Origin of the sequence: Microtetraspora malaysiensis (assembly GCF_001528665.1) — a bacterium.
GTDB classification, from domain to species: domain Bacteria; phylum Actinomycetota; class Actinomycetes; order Streptosporangiales; family Streptosporangiaceae; genus Microtetraspora_A; species Microtetraspora_A malaysiensis.
This window is the reverse complement of the sequence record NZ_BBYJ01000015.1, coordinates 145125-161069: the sequence shown is the minus strand read 5'-3', so window position 1 is coordinate 161069 and position 15945 is coordinate 145125. Positions and strand designations below refer to the sequence as shown.

General features: G+C 71.2%; 15 protein-coding genes. 9 read left to right on the top strand and 6 right to left on the bottom strand.

The genetic code is table 11. From position 1 onward, the window contains the following. Positions 1-17 precede the first annotated feature (17 nt). Both AWQ71_RS40350 and AWQ71_RS20320 read left to right on the top strand, forming a co-directional pair. Positions 18-1112 carry a DMT family transporter gene (locus AWQ71_RS40350; RefSeq protein ID WP_245658382.1) on the top strand — a complete coding sequence of 365 codons (1095 nt, stop codon included), beginning with the start codon at positions 18-20 and terminating at the stop codon, positions 1110-1112. Continuing rightward, positions 997-2673, top strand: coding sequence for a fumarate hydratase (locus tag AWQ71_RS20320; RefSeq protein WP_067135461.1), 1677 nt, complete (start codon positions 997-999; stop codon positions 2671-2673). The genes AWQ71_RS40350 and AWQ71_RS20320 overlap by 116 nt, the downstream gene beginning before the upstream one ends. Positions 2674-2745: 72 nt before the next feature. Here the strand turns inward: AWQ71_RS20320 and AWQ71_RS20315 are convergent, their stop codons facing one another. Genes AWQ71_RS20315 through AWQ71_RS20310 form a run of 3 tightly spaced genes read right to left on the bottom strand, consistent with a single transcriptional unit; the run spans position 2746 to position 4134 of the window. Next, positions 2746-3357: a TetR/AcrR family transcriptional regulator gene (locus AWQ71_RS20315; RefSeq protein WP_067135459.1), complete on the bottom strand. Its 612-nt coding sequence runs from the start codon at positions 3355-3357 to the stop codon at positions 2746-2748. Between the two features lie 51 nt (positions 3358-3408). Continuing rightward, positions 3409-3576 carry a hypothetical protein gene (locus tag AWQ71_RS40345; RefSeq protein WP_174550733.1) on the bottom strand — a complete coding sequence of 56 codons (168 nt, stop codon included), beginning with the start codon at positions 3574-3576 and terminating at the stop codon, positions 3409-3411. Positions 3577-3633: 57 nt separating this feature from the next. Continuing rightward, positions 3634-4134: a DUF6653 family protein gene (locus tag AWQ71_RS20310; protein WP_067135457.1), complete on the bottom strand. Its 501-nt coding sequence runs from the start codon at positions 4132-4134 to the stop codon at positions 3634-3636. A gap of 293 nt (positions 4135-4427) precedes the next feature. Here AWQ71_RS20310 and AWQ71_RS20305 point away from each other — a divergent pair, with 293 nt between their 5' ends. Both AWQ71_RS20305 and AWQ71_RS42690 read left to right on the top strand, forming a co-directional pair. Continuing rightward, a complete protein-coding gene (locus AWQ71_RS20305; protein WP_067135456.1) occupies positions 4428-5564 on the top strand; it encodes a serine/threonine-protein kinase in 1137 nt (378 codons plus the stop codon). A 42-nt stretch (positions 5565-5606) separates the two neighbouring features. Then, positions 5607-7082 carry a serine/threonine-protein kinase gene (locus tag AWQ71_RS42690; RefSeq protein ID WP_067135454.1) on the top strand — a complete coding sequence of 492 codons (1476 nt, stop codon included), beginning with the start codon at positions 5607-5609 and terminating at the stop codon, positions 7080-7082. A gap of 31 nt (positions 7083-7113) precedes the next feature. Here AWQ71_RS42690 and AWQ71_RS20295 read toward each other — a convergent pair whose 3' ends face one another. After that, on the bottom strand, positions 7114-7980 hold the full coding sequence (locus tag AWQ71_RS20295; protein WP_439650372.1) for a LysR family transcriptional regulator: 867 nt from the start codon (positions 7978-7980) through the stop codon (positions 7114-7116). Between the two features lie 142 nt (positions 7981-8122). On the opposite strand from AWQ71_RS20295, the gene AWQ71_RS20290 reads away from it, so the two are divergent. Together AWQ71_RS20290 and AWQ71_RS20285 are read left to right on the top strand one after the other, a co-directional pair. After that, positions 8123-8821, top strand: coding sequence for a type 1 glutamine amidotransferase domain-containing protein (locus tag AWQ71_RS20290; protein ID WP_067135445.1), 699 nt, complete (start codon positions 8123-8125; stop codon positions 8819-8821). Continuing rightward, on the top strand, positions 8818-9525 hold the full coding sequence (locus AWQ71_RS20285; RefSeq protein WP_218001879.1) for a dienelactone hydrolase family protein: 708 nt from the start codon (positions 8818-8820) through the stop codon (positions 9523-9525). Before AWQ71_RS20290 ends, AWQ71_RS20285 begins: the two co-directional genes overlap by 4 nt. A gap of 68 nt (positions 9526-9593) precedes the next feature. Here AWQ71_RS20285 and AWQ71_RS20280 read toward each other — a convergent pair whose 3' ends face one another. Then, positions 9594-10184 carry a DUF6879 family protein gene (locus AWQ71_RS20280; RefSeq protein WP_067135443.1) on the bottom strand — a complete coding sequence of 197 codons (591 nt, stop codon included), beginning with the start codon at positions 10182-10184 and terminating at the stop codon, positions 9594-9596. 237 nt (positions 10185-10421) lie between these two features. Between AWQ71_RS20280 and AWQ71_RS20275 the strand changes: the two genes are divergently transcribed. Continuing rightward, positions 10422-11846 carry a class II fumarate hydratase gene (locus AWQ71_RS20275; protein WP_067135441.1) on the top strand — a complete coding sequence of 475 codons (1425 nt, stop codon included), beginning with the start codon at positions 10422-10424 and terminating at the stop codon, positions 11844-11846. A 97-nt stretch (positions 11847-11943) separates the two neighbouring features. Here AWQ71_RS20275 and AWQ71_RS20270 read toward each other — a convergent pair whose 3' ends face one another. Then, positions 11944-12777, bottom strand: coding sequence for a hypothetical protein (locus tag AWQ71_RS20270; RefSeq protein WP_157570454.1), 834 nt, complete (start codon positions 12775-12777; stop codon positions 11944-11946). 473 nt (positions 12778-13250) lie between these two features. Here AWQ71_RS20270 and AWQ71_RS20265 point away from each other — a divergent pair, with 473 nt between their 5' ends. Both AWQ71_RS20265 and AWQ71_RS20260 read left to right on the top strand, forming a co-directional pair. Then, entirely contained in the window at positions 13251-14024 is a 774-nt protein-coding gene (locus tag AWQ71_RS20265; protein WP_067135635.1) for a 3-hydroxybutyrate dehydrogenase, read from the top strand. Beyond that, on the top strand, positions 14025-15908 hold the full coding sequence (locus AWQ71_RS20260; RefSeq protein ID WP_067135437.1) for a helix-turn-helix domain-containing protein: 1884 nt from the start codon (positions 14025-14027) through the stop codon (positions 15906-15908). Positions 15909-15945 lie beyond the last annotated feature (37 nt).

Sequence of the window (15945 nt, the reverse complement as noted above, 5' to 3'; positions counted from 1 at the left end):
TCCTAGCATCGCCAATCGTGACAACGGAAACCAGCACCCGCACCGCGCTCGGGCCGGCGGCGACCCGGGCGACGGCCGGAATGTTCCTGGTGGGCACCCTGACCGCGGTGTCCGACCTCATCTCGACCTACCCGGTGTACGGCGGGCAGGCCCTGCGCTACGCCGTCGCCGCGGCCATCCTGCTCGCCGCCGCCCGCGCCCGCGGCCTCTCCCTCCCGCGGCTCACGGCACGGGAGTTCGCGCTGCTCTCGGCGCTCTCCCTGACGGGGCTGGCGCTCTTCAACCTCTGCCTCATCGAGGCGGCGATCGCGGCGGGCCCGACGCTGGCCGGGACCGTCCTCGGTGCGACGCCCGTGACGCTGGCCCTGCTCGGCCCGCTGTTCGCGGGCGGCGCACGATCGGCGCCCTCCCCGCGGATCGTCGCCTCGGCGCTCGTCGTCATGGCGGGGGCCACCCTGGCCACCGGTCTCGGCAGCGGCAACCTGCGCGGCCTGCTCTGGTCGCTGGGCGCGCTCGCCTGCGAGGCGCTGTTCTCCCTGCTCGCCCTCCCGCTGCTGCCGAAGCTGGGCGCCGTCCGGGTCTCGGCCTACTCCGCGGCGCTCGCCGTGCCGTACCTGCTGGTCATCGGGCTCGTGCTGGACGGGACGGCGGTGCTGCGGATGCCGACCGCGACCGAGGCGCTCGGCATCGGCTACCAGGCGGTGATCGTGACCGCCGTGGCGTTCTTCCTCTGGTACAGCGCGCTCCCCCGCCTCGGTCCGGACCGCGCGGGGCTGTTCGCCGGGATGATCCCGATCGGCGCCCTCGTGACCTCGGTGGTGCTCGGTCTCGGTGTGCCCTCGCTCGCGGATGTCGGCGGGGCCGCCGTGGTCGTCGCGGGCATCCTGCTCGGACTCGCTCCGCGTACCGGCGGGCGGCCCCCTCGGCCACGCCCGCGCGCCCGCGGGCATATCCTCCGCTCGGAGGAACCGGCGAGACACCAGAGGATCGAAGACGATGCCCGAGTTCGACTACACCGACCTGCTGCCGCTTGGCACGGACGAGACGGAATACCGTCTGATCACCACGGAGGGGGTACGGATCACCGAGGCGGCCGGCCGCAGGTTCCTTGAGGTCGATCCAGAGGCGCTGCGCCTGCTCACCGAGGCCGCCGTCCACGACATCTCGCACTATCTGCGGTCTTCTCACCTCGCCCAGCTCCGCAAGATCATCGATGACCCCGAGGCCAGCGGCAACGACCGGTTCGTCGCCCTCGACCTGCTGAAGAACGCGAGCATCTCCGCCGGCGGCGTGCTGCCGATGTGCCAGGACACCGGCACCGCGATCGTCATGGGCAAGCGGGGCCGGCACGTCCTCACCGACGGCCGGGACGCCGAGCACATCAGCCGGGGCGTGTACGACGCCTACACCAAGCTGAACCTGCGCTACTCCCAGATGGCGCCGCTGACCATGTGGGAGGAGAAGAACACCGGCGACAACCTCCCCGCCCAGATCGAGCTGTACGCCGAGGACCCCAACGGGCACGCCGACGAGTACAAGCTGCTGTTCATGGCCAAGGGCGGCGGCTCGGCGAACAAGTCGTTCCTCTACCAGGAGACCAAGGCCGTCCTGAACGAGAAGCGGATGCTCCAGTTCCTGGAGGAGAAGATCCGCTCGCTCGGCACCGCCGCCTGCCCGCCGTACCACCTGGCGATCGTGGTGGGCGGCACCAGCGCCGAGTTCGCGCTCAAGACCGCGAAGTACGCCTCGGCCCGCTACCTCGACACCATCCCCACCGAGGGCTCGACCAGCGGGCACGGCTTCCGCGACCTCGAGATGGAGAAGAAGGTCTTCGAACTCACCCAGAAGCTCGGCATCGGCGCCCAGTTCGGCGGCAAGTACTTCTGCCACGACGTGCGCGTGATCCGGCTGCCGCGCCACGGCGCGTCCTGCCCGGTCGCCATCGCGGTGAGCTGCAGCGCCGACCGGCAGGCCCTGGCCAAGATCACCCCGGAGGGCGTCTTCCTGGAGAAGCTGGAGACCGACCCCGCCCGGTTCCTGCCCGACACGACGGACGAGCAGCTCTCGGACGACGTGGTCAGCATCGACCTCAACCGCCCGATGCCGGAGGTCCTCGCCGAGCTCACGAAGTATCCGGTCAAGACGCGGCTCTCCCTCACCGGACCCCTCGTCGTCGCCCGCGACATCGCCCACGCGAAGATCGCCGAGCGGCTGGACGCGGGCGAGGAGATGCCCGAGTACCTGAAGAACCACGCCGTCTACTACGCCGGCCCGGCCAAGACCCCCGAGGGGTACGCCTCCGGCTCGTTCGGCCCGACGACGGCCGGGCGCATGGACTCGTACGTGGAGCGCTTCCAGGCGGCGGGCGGCTCGTTCGTCATGCTGGCGAAGGGCAACCGCTCCCGCCAGGTCACCGAGGCGTGCCAGCAGTACGGCGGGTTCTACCTGGGCTCCATCGGCGGCCCGGCCGCGCGGCTCGCCCAGGACTGCATCAAGAAGGTCGAGGTCCTGGAGTACCCCGAGCTCGGCATGGAGGCCGTCTGGAAGATCGAGGTCGTCGACTTCCCCGCCTTCATCGTCGTCGACGACAAGGGCAACGACTTCTTCGACCAGCGACAGCAGGACGGCGGCGCCACCTTCGTCGGCATCCCCACCCGCAACGGCGTCAAGTAACGGCGTCCTCGCCCCGCTGCCGGCGCGGATCACATCGGCGCCGGCAGCGGGCTCGGCCGGCGTCGGTGCGGGTCACCTCTGCCTGGTGAGACCCGAGGCGACGATGTCGACGAGCAGGTCGAGGATCTTGTGGTGGATATCGGGGTCACCGAGCCGGTCGGCGAACATCGGCACCAGCAGCACGCACTGCAGCACGCCGATGATGACGGCCGGGTCGGCGTGGACGAGCTCACCGCGACCAGAGCGGTCAGCGACGAACTCCGTCAATGCCGTGACAGGGTTGTCGCTCATGGCGGTGACCCGCGCCGGGTCGAGTTTGCGGGCCACCGCCTGCATTTCCTCCGGGTGGGTCATCAGACGGCGCCACAGTGGGTTGGCCGAGAGTTCGGCGAGGGTGGCGTGCAGGAAGCGGCGCAGCCCCTCACGCGGGTCGTCGGTGCCCAGCAGGGCGCCGTCGATGACCCGGCGCTTGACCTCGCCGGACTGGCGGATCATCAGCTCCAGATACAGCGCTTCCTTGGAGTCGAAGAAGACGTAGAAGCTGCTCTTGGCCACTCCGGTGGGGGCCATCAGCTCCTCCAACGAGGTTTTGCGCAGCCCTTGGGCGGTGAACAGCCTCTCCCCGGTCTCCAGGAGCAGGGCGGTGATGTGGGCCTTTTCCTCAGCGGTGAACGCGGGCGGCATCGGAGACAACCTTCCTTCACGCGAACGCTTTGTTCATATGTTTTCACGGCTTCATGCGCTCTCGTCGAACACGGTGACCAGGATGGACAGGGTGGCAGGCATGGCCAGCGAACCGCCGACGCCCATCAACGCCCGCCCGGCGATCAGTACGGCGGGCGAGGTCGCCCGCGAGGCCAGTAGAGACGCGATGGCGAACACGGCCAAGCCGATGATCAGCATGCGGGGTGTGCATGGTTGTCCCATCTTCTTTCGGGGCACGGCACTGCGGCCAGGGAGCTACTCGACGTCGCCCTCTGCGGCGGCCCGCCGCAGGCCCTCTTCATAGATGGCGACGAATCGGTCGATCTGCCACAGCTGGGAGATGAAGACGAGCGCCCAGCCGAAGACGGCGGGCCAGGCCTCGACGCGGACCAGGCCGTACACCATGATCGCGGCGCCCGCGGCGGCCATGGCGATCAGCCACCGGATCGCGGGCCGGTGCGCCTCGGCCGCCAGCGACCGGTCGGCGGCGTACATCTTCTCGCCGTAGATGCCCTTCTCCGCCCAGCTGCGCGGCTCGTGGACCGGCTTGAACGCGTGTGGGTTGATCCACATCCAGATCACGCCCGCCGCGATCGGCGCCAGCGCCCACCAGCCGAACACGTCACGGAAGTAGATCGGCAGCAGGATCGGCGCCAGCCCGGCCATCCGGCTCCACACGCTCCAGGCGTTGGCGTGCCGCTTCCACGAGTCGTCGTTGAGTCCGAACGTCGCCGCGGCGGCCTGGGTGAGCTTCATCGTTGCTCCTCGAAGAGGGGGATCGGCCGGGCACCCCCCGGCCATGCATCCATAAAACCAGATTGGAGATTTGTTTTCAATCGACCGTGAAGCGAGACCTCGACGGCACCCTTCGGGGCGCCAGAGCGCCCGCCTGCCGGGCCGCCGCACGCCCTCCCGTCCGGTGGCCGGAGAGGCCGATCCGGACACCGCGTCCTGTCATGATTTCAGTCAGAAGATCTGACAAAAGATCTCAACAATTTCGCGGCATGGTCTCTACTGGTCGCATTACACAAATCGGTAAGCTGCCACCCATGCGTGCGCCGTCCGGATACCAGCTCGCCGCGAGGTATCGGCTTGTCGAGCCGGTCGGGCGCGGGGGCATGGGCACGGTCTGGCGGGCGCGCGACGAGCTGCTCGACCGCGAGGTCGCGGTCAAGGAGGTACGGCTCCCGCTCGTCCTGGACGAGGACCTGCGCGCCGAGCTGTGCGCGCGGACCGAGCGCGAGGGCCGGGCCACCGCGATGGTCGCCCACCCGTCGGTCATCACGGTGTTCGACGTCATCACCGAGGACGACCGCCCCTGGATCGTGATGGAGCTCCTCCGGGCGCAGTCGCTGGAGGAGCTGGTCCGGCGGGTCGGCCCGCTGCCGCCCCAGCGGGTGGCCGAGATCGGGCGGCAGGTGCTCGGCGCGCTCCGCGCCGTCCACGCGAAGGGCATCCTGCATCGCGACGTGAAGCCGAGCAACGTGCTCGTGACCGACGACCGGGCCGTGCTCACCGACTTCGGACTGGCCGCGCTCGAAGGCGACGTCTCGATCACGCAGGCGGGCATCGTGCTGGGCTCCGCCGGATACATCGCCCCCGAGCGGGTGCTCGGGGCCAAGGCGAGCCCGGCCGCCGACCTGTGGTCGCTCGGGGCCACGCTGTACACCGCCGTCGAGGGACGCGGCCTGCACGGCCGGCGCACCGCCGCCGCCGCGCTGGCCGCGCTCACCAGCGGCGCGCCGATCCCGATGGAGCGGGCCGGCCCCCTCGCCCCGGTCCTGCGCGGCCTGCTGCAGATCAACCCGGACGCGCGGCTCGACGGGGTGCGGGCCGCGGTGGCGCTGGCCCGGATCGCGGCGGGCGGCACCAGCGAGGAGCCGATCATCCACCGGCCGGCGCGGCCCTCACCCGCGGCTCTGCCGCCCGCGGTCCGCCGCCCCACCCACCGGGGACAGCACCGCGCCGAGTCGCGACCGACGCCGCGCACGCCGCCGCACGCGTTCCAGCGCGAGCCCCGTGAGGACTCGGCCGAGGTGCCCGTACAGCGGCGCCGCCCCGCCGAAGGCGTCCACCGCAAGCCGGCCGAGCGGCCGATGTCGGGAAGCTCGGCACCGCGCGTGCTGCGGCTGGTGGTCCAGATACTTCTGCCCCGGCGATTCTGGCCGAAGAGTTTTCTCAACTGACCCCAAAGCGCTCCCCGGCGTGGAGTAGATATCTTTCATGCCATGGGGAGCAGGCTGCTCAGCGACCGGTACGAACTGATCACAATGCTGGGGCGCGGCACGATGGGCACCGTCTGGCGGGCCTTCGACCGAACGCTCGGGCGCGACGTCGCCGTCAAGGAGATCCGCCAGGATCCGTCCCTCGGCGCCGAACAGCGACGGGAGCTCCGGGAACGCATGATCCGTGAAGGCCGTGCGGCCGCCCGGATCAGCCATCCCTCGGTCGCCACCGTCTACGACGCCATCGAGATCGACGGCAGCCCGTGGATCATCATGGAGCTCGTCGAGGGCAGGTCGCTGGAACAGGTCATCGAGGACGAGGGGCCGCTGCCACCCCGCCTGGTGGCCGAGGTCGGCTACGAACTGCTCGACGCGCTGCGTGCCGCGCACGCCCAGGGCATCCTGCACCGCGACGTGAAGCCGAGCAACGTGCTGATCACCGACACCGGACGGGTCGTGCTCACCGACTTCGGCATCGCCAAGTCGGAGGGCGACAGCGCGCTGACCAGAACCGGCATGGTGATCGGCTCCCCCGGCTACACGTCGCCCGAACGGGCCCGCGGCGACCACGCCGGGCCCGAGTCCGACCTCTGGTCACTCGGCGCGACCCTGTACTTCGCCGTCGAGGGCCGTGCCGCGTACGAGCGGGCGTCGGTCGCGGAGACGTTGAGCGCGCTGATGACCGAGTCGGCCGACCCGCCGACCCAGGCCGGTCCGCTCCGGCCCGTCCTCGACGGCCTGCTGGAGAAGGACCACACGCTGCGGCTCACATCCGAGCGGGCGGCGGCGATGCTGCGCACGGTCGCCGACACGCCCATCAACGCGTCGCCTGCCGCCACGCCTCCGGTACGGCGGCTGGAGCGGGAGCGGCCCACGAGGGCCGCGGAGTCACCGACCCCAGCCCCTCCCCCGGAGTCGCCGGCCCCCGCCCCTCACCCGGAATCACCGGCCCCGAGCTCTCCCCCTGAACCGGCCGGGGCGGTCGACGCCGACAAGACCATGCTGGTCATCCGGCCGAAGGCCGGACTCCGGCTCCCCCCGCCGCCCGCCTCGACCCGCCCGGCCTCCCCTCAGAGCCCGCCGGGCCGGCCCGTGTTCCCCGCCGCGGCGGGGAACACGCCCGGGAACGCGCCGGGAGGCGCCGGAATCCCGGCGCCCGCCCGCCCCCCGGTTCCGGGAAGCCCGGCGGCGAAGGCCGTGGACCGGAGCGGACGCGACGACACGACCGTCGGCGGTCTGCTGCCCGGCCAGGCGCCGCGCGTCCAGGGCCCGACACCGCCCGGCTCTCCGACGCCGGTCACGCACCTGCCGGGCCCCGTCCCCCCGGGGCGCGGCGGCCTCGGCACCGACCTGTTCGCCATGCACGCCACTCCGGCGCCCAACCGGACCGGGCGGATCCGCGTGCTCCTGCTGATGGGTCTCGCGGTCGTCGCGTTCCTCGTCCTGGTCGTCATCGTGATGACGGCCCTGCTCGGCTGACCGGGGAGCGTCTGAGCTCCACGATGCCCGGTCATCCTGACCATAGGGACCCTTGAAGGAGCAGGTGGCCGTGGACCGCGTGGGCGGCCGGATGCGCCGCGCCCGCGCGGGAGGCCAGGAAAAGGGTGTTGATCGGGGGCAGTCCGGGTTCGAGCAGCGTACGCAGCCGGCCGTCGGCCAGTTCGGCCGCGCACAGGTAGCGCGGCAGGACGGTGACGCCGGCGCCCGCGACGACCGCCGCCATGACACCGCGGAGGTCCGGCACGACCAGGGCCGGGGTGCGGGTCAGGCGGGTGTCGAAAACCGTCCGCCAATAGCGGCGCAGGATGGGCAGGTTCTCCGCATAGGCGACCAGCGGCGCCCGCTCCACATCGTGGCCGCTCCAGCCCGGGGCGGCGACCAGCACGAACTCCTCATCACACAGGGGTTCCACCCGCAGCCCCCGGCGCCGTGGCCGCACCGTGGAGATGACCAGGTCCAGGCCGCCGTCGGCGAGCGCAGCCAGCAATTCGTCGGGAAGGCCGAGGGTCACGCGCAGCTGCAGCCCCTGGGTGACCATCGAGGCGAGCGAGGGCAGCACGCGTGAGCACACCAGCTCGGCCGGACCGCCCAGATGGACGGCGCGGCCGAACGCCTCCGCGGGACCGCTGAGGTCACCCAGGACCACCTCATCCAACGCGTCGAGCGGTGCGGCGACCCGCCGGGCGAGCTGGTCGGCCGCGACGGTGGGGGCCATGCCCCGCGGCAACCGGTCGAACAGAGGCCGCCCCAGGGCCTGTTCAAGCGCCTTGACCTGGGCGGTCACCGAGGGCTGGGAGAGCGCGAGCAGTTCCGCGGCACGGGTCACCGATCCTGACCGGTAGACGGCGAGGAAGGTACGCAGCAGATCGAAAGACAGGGCCACAAGTCTCGATATCTATCAGAAATCTGATGGCATCACCGGACGATTTCTATTGGATGCCAATGAATGTGGTGGGCGATGATCTGGGTGTTCTTCATCGGAAGAAGCGTCTCGTTGATGGCCCCCAAGGAGCACATCCATGCCCAAGCGCATCCTGATCGCCCTCACCAGCCACGCCGACCTCGGCGAGACCGGGCGCACGACCGGGTTCTACCTGCCGGAGGCCGCCCACCCGTGGGAGGTGTTCACCGCGGCCGGCCACGAGGTGGACCTGGTCAGCGTCGCCGGAGGCCGCCCACCGCGCGACGGCGAAGACCTCACAGATCCGGCGCAGCGGCGTTTCCTGGACGACCCCCGCATCGCCGCCCAGCTCGCCGACACACCGACTCCCGATGCGGTGGACGCGTCCCGCTACGACGTGATCTTCTTCGCGGGCGGTCACGGCACCATGTGGGACTTCCCCGACAGTCCCGCGCTCGGCACGCTCACCCAGCAGATCTACGAGAACGGCGGGATCGTCGCCGCCGTCTGCCACGGCCCGGCCGCCCTCGTCGGGGTCACGCTGTCCGATGGCTCCTACCTGGTCGATGGCAAGCGGGTGGCCGCCTTCACCAATGCCGAAGAGGAGGCGGTCGGGCTCACCGGGGTGGTGCCCTTCCTGCTGGCCGACCGGCTCATCGAGCAGGGTGCGCGGCACGTACCGGCCGCCACGTTCACCGCGCACGTCGTCCGGGACGGCCGCCTCGTCACCGGGCAGAACCCGGCATCGGCGCGCGGTGTGGCCGAAGCGGTGGTCGAGTTGATGCCGCCGCTTCACACCGAACACGTCAGCCTGTGAGCGAGAGTGGCGGCGTCATGGACGCCTTCGTGGCGCGGCCGGCCGCCCCGGGGGAATATCCCGGCGTCATCGTCGCCCACCAGTTGTTCGGGCTGACGCAGGACGTCCGTACGGTCGCCGAACGGATTGCCGCTCTCGGATATGTCGTGATCGCGCCGGACTTCTACCACCGGTCGGACGCGGGGGTCGAGTTGGCCGCCGACGACCAGGGGCGCGCCCGCGGCTTCGCTCTGATGGGCGAACTGACCCGCGACGGCGTGCTGACCGACGTCCGTGCGGCCATGGCGTACCTCCGGGACCAGGCCGGGGTGACCGGCTCGATCGGCATGGTCGGGATGAGCATGGGCGGCCATCTGGCGTACTACGCGGCCACCCGGCTCGACGAGCTCGCCGTGACCATCGTGCTGTACGCGGGGTGGCTGACCGGCACAGACATCCCCGTGAGCCGTCCGGAGCCGACCCTGGACCTCACCCCCGGAATCACGGGACGGATCGTCGTCATCGTGGGCGAACGCGACCACGTGATCACCGCCGATCAGCGCACGGCGATCGCCGACCGGCTCAAGGCCGACGGGATCCGGCACGAGATGGTCGTGATCCCCGAGGCCCCCCATGCCTTCCTCTCCCCCGGTGTCCCCACCTTCCGGCCCCGGGCCTCCGAAGAGGCGTGGCGGCGCATCGAGCAGGCTCTCGCCGAGCTCTGACAACGCGACCCGCCACACCGCCGGCGTACGGCCGGGCGGGGGCGGTGGGGCCGCTCCGGCGCGGCTGATCAGCAGGGCGCCGGAGCGACCTCACGGGCGAAGAACGCCGTCAGCTCCTCGCCGCGGCCGAAGAGGGAGGACACCACGCCGCGCGCGTACGCCACCACCTCGGGATCGGTGATGCGCCGCGCGCCCGTGTGCACGCCTCCCGCGTCGTAGAGCACCTCGTACATCCGGTCCGGGCGGAGGATCACCAGTTCGGGGAGCGGTCCTGAACGCTCCAGATCGGCCACTTCGGCGGCGGGCAGGACCCTGATCCGCTCCCCCGCCGCCACCCGCTCGACGAAGGCGTGCATCTCCCATCGCATGTACGGCGTCAGCGGGCTCTCGGCGATCCGGACCCGCCGGAACTCGGCGTGGCCGCGGTAGTAGCCGACGAGGGCGTCCCGGGTTTCCCGGAGGAGCGCGAGGGAGCGGTTCCAGTCGCCCTCAAGGAACGCGACCCAGCTGGGGAAGTCCTCCTCGTCGAAATGCTGGGCGCGCTCCAGCTTGAGCGCCGGCTCGGTCACCGACGCGTACACCTCGGCGAACTCGGCCTGGTATTCCTCGACGGGGAGCGCCCGCGCCGGCGCGTTCCGCACAGTGTCGACGAAATCCATGTCTCCCTTTCAGATCGGCGGCTCGGTGCCCCAGCCGGCCGTCCGCCCGGCCGCCGCGATCCGTCCCTCGCTTCACGGCGTCGTGTCCGGCCGCGCCGGACGGCCCGTCCCTGGGGCCTCGTCAAGTTTCACGATCAACAAATTCCACAGGCCAGTCAAGGAGGAGTTCGGCCGCCGAGACGGACCGGCCGCCGGGCGGGCGGAACGGCGCCGGCGGTCTCTTGATAGGACAGAAACATGAACGACTTCCGGATCGAGCACGACTCCATGGGTGAGGTTCGGGTGCCCGCCTCAGCCAAGTGGGGGGCGCAGACGCAGCGGGCGGTGGAGAACTTCCCCGTCTCCGGCCGGGGCCTGGACCCCGCGCACATCTCGGCGCTCGGGCGCATCAAGGCCGCCTGCGCCACGGTCAACGCCGCGTACGGCGTCCTCGACGAGGACATGGCCCGGGCCGTACGCGAGGCGGCGGAGGAGGTCGCGGCCGGGCGGTGGAACGACCAGTTCCCGGTGGACGTGTTCCAGACCGGCTCCGGCACGTCGTCGAACATGAACACCAACGAGGTGATCGCGACACTGGCCGCGGAGCGGCTGGGACGGCCGGTCCACCCCAACGACCACGTCAACGCCGCGCAGTCGTCCAACGACGTGTTCCCGTCGTCGATCGACGTCGCCGCCACGCAGGCGGTCACCCACGACCTGACGCCCGCGCTGGAACACCTGGCGACCGCGCTGGAGGAGAAGTCGGTCGAGTTCGCCGACGTGGTCAAGTCCGGGCGGACCCACCTGATGGACGCCACGCCGGTCACCCTCGGACAGGAGTTCCGCGGATACGCCACGCAGATGGAGCTCGGCATCGAGCGCATCCAGGCGGTGCTCCCCCGGCTCGCCGAGCTGCCGCTGGGCGGCACCGCCGTCGGCACCGGCATCAACACCCCGGACCCCGGCTGGGCCGCGGCCGTGATCGAGGAGCTGGGCCGCGCGACCGGCCTGCCGTTCACCGAGGCCAGGGACCACTTCGAGGCGCAGGGCGCGCGGGACGCGCTGGTCGAGCTCTCGGGCGCGCTCAAGGTCGTCGCCGTCTCCCTCAACAAGATCGCGAACGATCTGCGCTGGATGGGCTCGGGCCCGCGCGCCGGGCTCGGCGAGATCAACCTGCCCGACCTTCAGCCCGGGTCGTCGATCATGCCGGGCAAGGTGAACCCGGTGATCCCGGAGGCGGTCACCATGGTCGTCGCACAGGTCGTCGGCAACGACGCGACGGTCACGATGGCGGGCGCGTCCGGCTCCTTCGAGCTCAACGTGATGCTCCCGGTGATGGCCCGGAACATCCTGGAGTCGATCCGGCTGCTCGCGAACGTCTCCCGGCTGCTGGCCGAGCGGTGCGTACGCGGGATCACCGCCAACGTGGAGCGGCTCAGGGAGTACGCCGAGTCGTCGCCGTCGGTCGTCACGCCGCTGAACCGCTACGTGGGCTACGAGGAGGCCGCCAAGATCGCCAAGCAGGCCCTCGCCGAACGCAAGACGATCCGGCAGGTGGTCGTCGAACGCGGTCACGTGGCCGACGGCACCCTCACCGAGAAGCAGCTGGACGAGGTCCTCGACGTCCTGTCCATGACCCGGCCCGAGCAGCCGGCGGATCGCTCAACCCGCGATCGAGATTAGGGAGCATCCGAAGAATCACCGCGCCCACGGACGCGGACGCCCCCCGGACGTGGCCTGCGCTCCGCCGGGGGGCAGGCGGGTGGCCGGGCGATCGGGGTCAGCGTCCGACCAGCGGGCCGTACTCGGCCCACACCCGGGCGTCGATCGAGGCCCGCTTCGGGGCGAAGCGGGTGTAGAACTCCTTGCCGCACTCCAGGTCCTCCAGCGCCGCCTTGATCTCCCGATCCAGGTACGGCCTGGCCTGCGCCGGGGTGAAGTCCGGCAGCGGCCGCCCCTTGGACTCCTTGTCGCCCAGCGCCTTCATCTGGTCCCAGAAGGCGTCATTCCCTCTCTTGGCCATCGCGGTCGGCAGTATGGCCGGCGGCACCCGTTGCCCCTTGGTCGCGAGGCAGTCGGCGAAGCCTGGGACAAGCCCGACCAGCTCGGGGTCGCCGTTGATCTCGGCCTCCTCCAGGTCATCCCTGGCTCCTTGCAGGAGTCCGACCGCCTCCAGCTCCGAGCCTGCCTCCTTGTGCAGCACCTGCTTGGCGGCCTTCGCGTAGCAGCCGCCCATCGCCTCGAGGTAGGCACCGAGCTGGGACTCGTTCAGCTTCTGCGTGATCGCCTCGTTGGGGTCGCCGGCGCTGGCGTCTCGGGCGCTTTCCATGCTGCCCGTCAAGGGGTCCTTCGGGTAGACGAGCTGGGCGAACACCCCGAAGCCGTACTTCTGGCGATAGGTCCTCATCGCCTCGTATGTGCCCAGATCGGGCTCCGGCCGATCCGGCACGACGTAGGCGATGTACTTGAAGCCGCGCTGCTTCATGCAGTCGGCCTTGATCTGCTCCATCTTGGGGCGCGGATCCGGCCCCCTGGTGGGAACGGGGGCGGCGGCCTGTTCGGCGGCACACCCCGATATCAAGGCGAACGACAGCACCCACATGACACGACGCATGAAATCTCCAGGTCAGTCGGACGCGCGCCATGCGCGACCCGTGCGGTGGAACGACCGCGACAAGGACGCGGAGCACCGGCGGCAGGCCGAGCCTCGACGCGATTCGATCAGCCGCTCACCGCAGGCGACAGAGATCGCCACCGCCCCGGAGCGGCGGCGATCTCCGGTCGCGGCCCGGATGGACCGCAGTTCCCCACAAGGTGACGCCTGCCGAGTAGCCCGGCGATCGTGGAGCAGCGCACCTGACCCCCGACCGCCGTCGATCTTCTCGACAGCGATCAAAATACTACGTTGAACGTAGATAAAGCAACGCGACGGTGACACCCGGCGCGGTGCGACCCTGACCGCCGCGGCAGGTACGGCGCCGTCCACCCCCTCAGGCGACGGGCGCGGCGAAGCCACATAGAAGAGGGGTCATATATGTCCACGGCCACCATGGGCCGGTCGCCCCGGGATTCCTAGGGTTGATCGGCATGACGAGCCTTGAGGGCCGCACGGCCCTGGTCACAGGTGGGGGCAGTGGCATCGGCAGGGCGTGCGCGCTCCGGCTCGCCGCGGCGGGGGCCCACGTGGTGGTCGCCGACATGAACGCCGAGAGCGCCGCCGAGGTGTCCGCCGAGACGGGCGGCACCGCGGTCGCGGTGGACCTCTCCGACCCCGGTTTCCTGGACACCTGGGCGGACGCCTCAACCGGCATCCGGGCGGACATCTCGGCGGACATCGTGGTCAACAACGCGGGCTTCCAGCACGTCGCCCCGATCGAGGAGTTCCCGCCCGAGATCTTCGCCAAGATCCTGAAGGTGATGGTCGAGGCGCCCTTCCTGATCGCCCGCGCCGTCCTGCCCGGCATGTACGAGCGCGGCTGGGGGCGGTTCGTCAACATCTCCTCCGTCCACGGCCTACGCGCCTCGCCGTACAAGTCCGCGTACGTGACGGCCAAGCACGCCCTGGAGGGGTTGTCCAAGGTCATCGCGCTCGAAGGCGCGTCCCACGGCGTCACCTCCAACTGTGTGAATCCCGCGTACGTGCGCACCCCGCTGGTGGAGAACCAGATCGCGGCGCAGGCGCGGACGCACGGCATCGGCCCGGACGAGGTGGTCGAGCAGATCATGCTGGCCCCGGCCGCGATCAAGCGGCTGGTGGAGCCGGACGAAGTCGCCGAGCTGGTGGCCTATCTTTGCGGTCCACAGGGCTCGTTCATCACCGGAGCCTCGGTCCCGCTCGACGGAGGATGGAGCGCACACTAAGTGAACCCCTATCTCGAACTCCTCGCGCGGGAGGCCTCGGCCGTGGAGTTCGAGGGGCCGGTGCTCCAGGCCCGCGCGGCCGGCCTCGACACCGCCGAGCTCGAAGAGGACAAGTTCGCCGCCCTGAAGGTGCGGGCCATGCTGCGCAGGCGGGCCAGGCGGGAGGCGGAGCTGTCGGCCCTCTTCGACACCGCCGGCGACCTGGCCGGGCTGACCGACCTCGACGCCGTGCTGGCGGCGATCGTGCAGCGGGCCAGGCGGCTGCTGTCCACCGACATCGCGTACATGACGCTGCACGACCCGGAGCGCGGCGACACCTACATGCGGGTCACCGACGGCTCGATCTCGGCGCGCTTCCGGCGGCTGCGGCTCGCCATGGGCGCGGGCCTCGGCGGGCTGGTCGCCGAGTCGGGCACGCCGTACAACACGGCGGACTACTTCGCGGACGAGCGGCTGCGACACACGAACACCATCGACGAGGCGGTGCACGAGGAGGGCCTGGTGGCCATCCTCGGCGTGCCGCTGCGGCTCGGCACCCAGGTCATCGGGGTGCTGTTCGCCGCCAACCGCAGCGCGCGCCCCTTCGTGCAGGAGGAGGTGGCGCTGCTCTGCTCGCTGGCCGCGCACGCGGCCGTCGCGATCGACACCGCGCGGCTGCTCCAGGAGACCCGGTCCGCGCTCGCCGAGCTGAGCGAGGCCAACAGCCTGATCAGCGCGCACAGTGAGGCCATCGAGCGCGCCGCCGACGCGCACGACCGGATGACCGGGCTGGTGCTGCGCGGGGGCGGGGTCGAGGACGTCGCCGCCGTGGTCACCGAGGTGCTCGGCGGCACCGTCACGGTCCTCGACGACGAGGGCCGCCCGCTGGTCGGCGAGGCCGCCGACCTCGACAGCGGCGTGTTCGACGCCGCCCGCTCCTCGCGCGCGCTCGGCCGTACGGTGAAACGCGGCGGCGCGTACGTCGCGTCGGTGGACGTGGGGGCGGCGCCGGTGTGCACGCTGGTGCTGCGGACCGAGCAGCAGGTGGCCGCGGCCGACCAGCGCATCCTGGAGCGTGGCGCGATCGTCACCGCGCTGCTGCTGCTCTTCCGGCGGAGCGTGGCCGAGGCCGAGGGGCGGGTGCGCGGCGAACTGCTCGACGACCTGATCTCCCGGCCCGACCTCACCGGGCTCGGCGAACGGGCGCGCCGGTTGGGCGTGGACCTCGACCTGCCGCACGTGCTCGTCGTCGCCCGCCACGAGGGGCAGCGGGAACGCGCCGCCTTCTGGGCGTCGTCGCACGCGACGCTCGCCCACGGCCTGGCGGCCGCGCGCGGCGACGAGGTCGTGCTGCTGGTGCCGGGAGACGCGCCGGGCGCCGTCGCGCGCCGCGTCGCCCGTGAGCTCAGTTCGTCGCTCGGCCGGCCCGCCACCGCCGGAGCCGCCCGCGCGGCCGCCTCCGGATCCGCCGCCGAGAAGGACCCCGGGACCGTCGCCTCGGGGGTGCCCGACGCGTACCGGGAGGCGCAGCGCTGCGCCGACGCGCTGATCGCGCTCGGGCGGGACGGCGACGGCGCGAGCGCGGACGAACTCGGCTTCGTCGGCCTGCTGATGGGCGAGGGGCGGGACGTCTCGGGCTTCCTCGGCTCCGCGCTCGGCCCGGTCCTGGACTACGACGGGCGGCGCGGCACGGCACTGATCAGGACGCTGACCGCGTACTTCGGCGCGGGTGGCTCCCTGTCCCGTACGGCCGACGCCCTGCACATTCACGTGAACACGGTCACCCAGCGGCTCGACCGGGTGGGTCAGCTCCTCGGCGCCGACTGGCAGGAGCCGGAGCGCGCCCTGGAGATCCAGCTCGCCCTGCGACTGCACCGCCTGCGGAGCCACATAACCGATGCCTGAGGTATGTGCGAAGCGGCCATATGAGTGATATTGGTCA

Coding starts and splice junctions, on each gene's coding strand:
- AWQ71_RS20320 (WP_067135461.1), top strand. CDS start 997: ATGCCCGAGTTCGACTACACCGACCTGCTGCCGCTTGGCACGGACGAG.
- AWQ71_RS20315 (WP_067135459.1), bottom strand. CDS start 3,357: ATGCCGCCCGCGTTCACCGCTGAGGAAAAGGCCCACATCACCGCCCTG.
- AWQ71_RS40345 (WP_174550733.1), bottom strand. CDS start 3,576: ATGCTGATCATCGGCTTGGCCGTGTTCGCCATCGCGTCTCTACTGGCC.
- AWQ71_RS20310 (WP_067135457.1), bottom strand. CDS start 4,134: ATGAAGCTCACCCAGGCCGCCGCGGCGACGTTCGGACTCAACGACGAC.
- AWQ71_RS20305 (WP_067135456.1), top strand. CDS start 4,428: ATGCGTGCGCCGTCCGGATACCAGCTCGCCGCGAGGTATCGGCTTGTC.
- AWQ71_RS42690 (WP_067135454.1), top strand. CDS start 5,607: ATGGGGAGCAGGCTGCTCAGCGACCGGTACGAACTGATCACAATGCTG.
- AWQ71_RS20290 (WP_067135445.1), top strand. CDS start 8,123: ATGCCCAAGCGCATCCTGATCGCCCTCACCAGCCACGCCGACCTCGGC.
- AWQ71_RS20280 (WP_067135443.1), bottom strand. CDS start 10,184: ATGGATTTCGTCGACACTGTGCGGAACGCGCCGGCGCGGGCGCTCCCC.
- AWQ71_RS20275 (WP_067135441.1), top strand. CDS start 10,422: ATGAACGACTTCCGGATCGAGCACGACTCCATGGGTGAGGTTCGGGTG.
- AWQ71_RS20270 (WP_157570454.1), bottom strand. CDS start 12,777: ATGCGTCGTGTCATGTGGGTGCTGTCGTTCGCCTTGATATCGGGGTGT.
- AWQ71_RS20265 (WP_067135635.1), top strand. CDS start 13,251: ATGACGAGCCTTGAGGGCCGCACGGCCCTGGTCACAGGTGGGGGCAGT.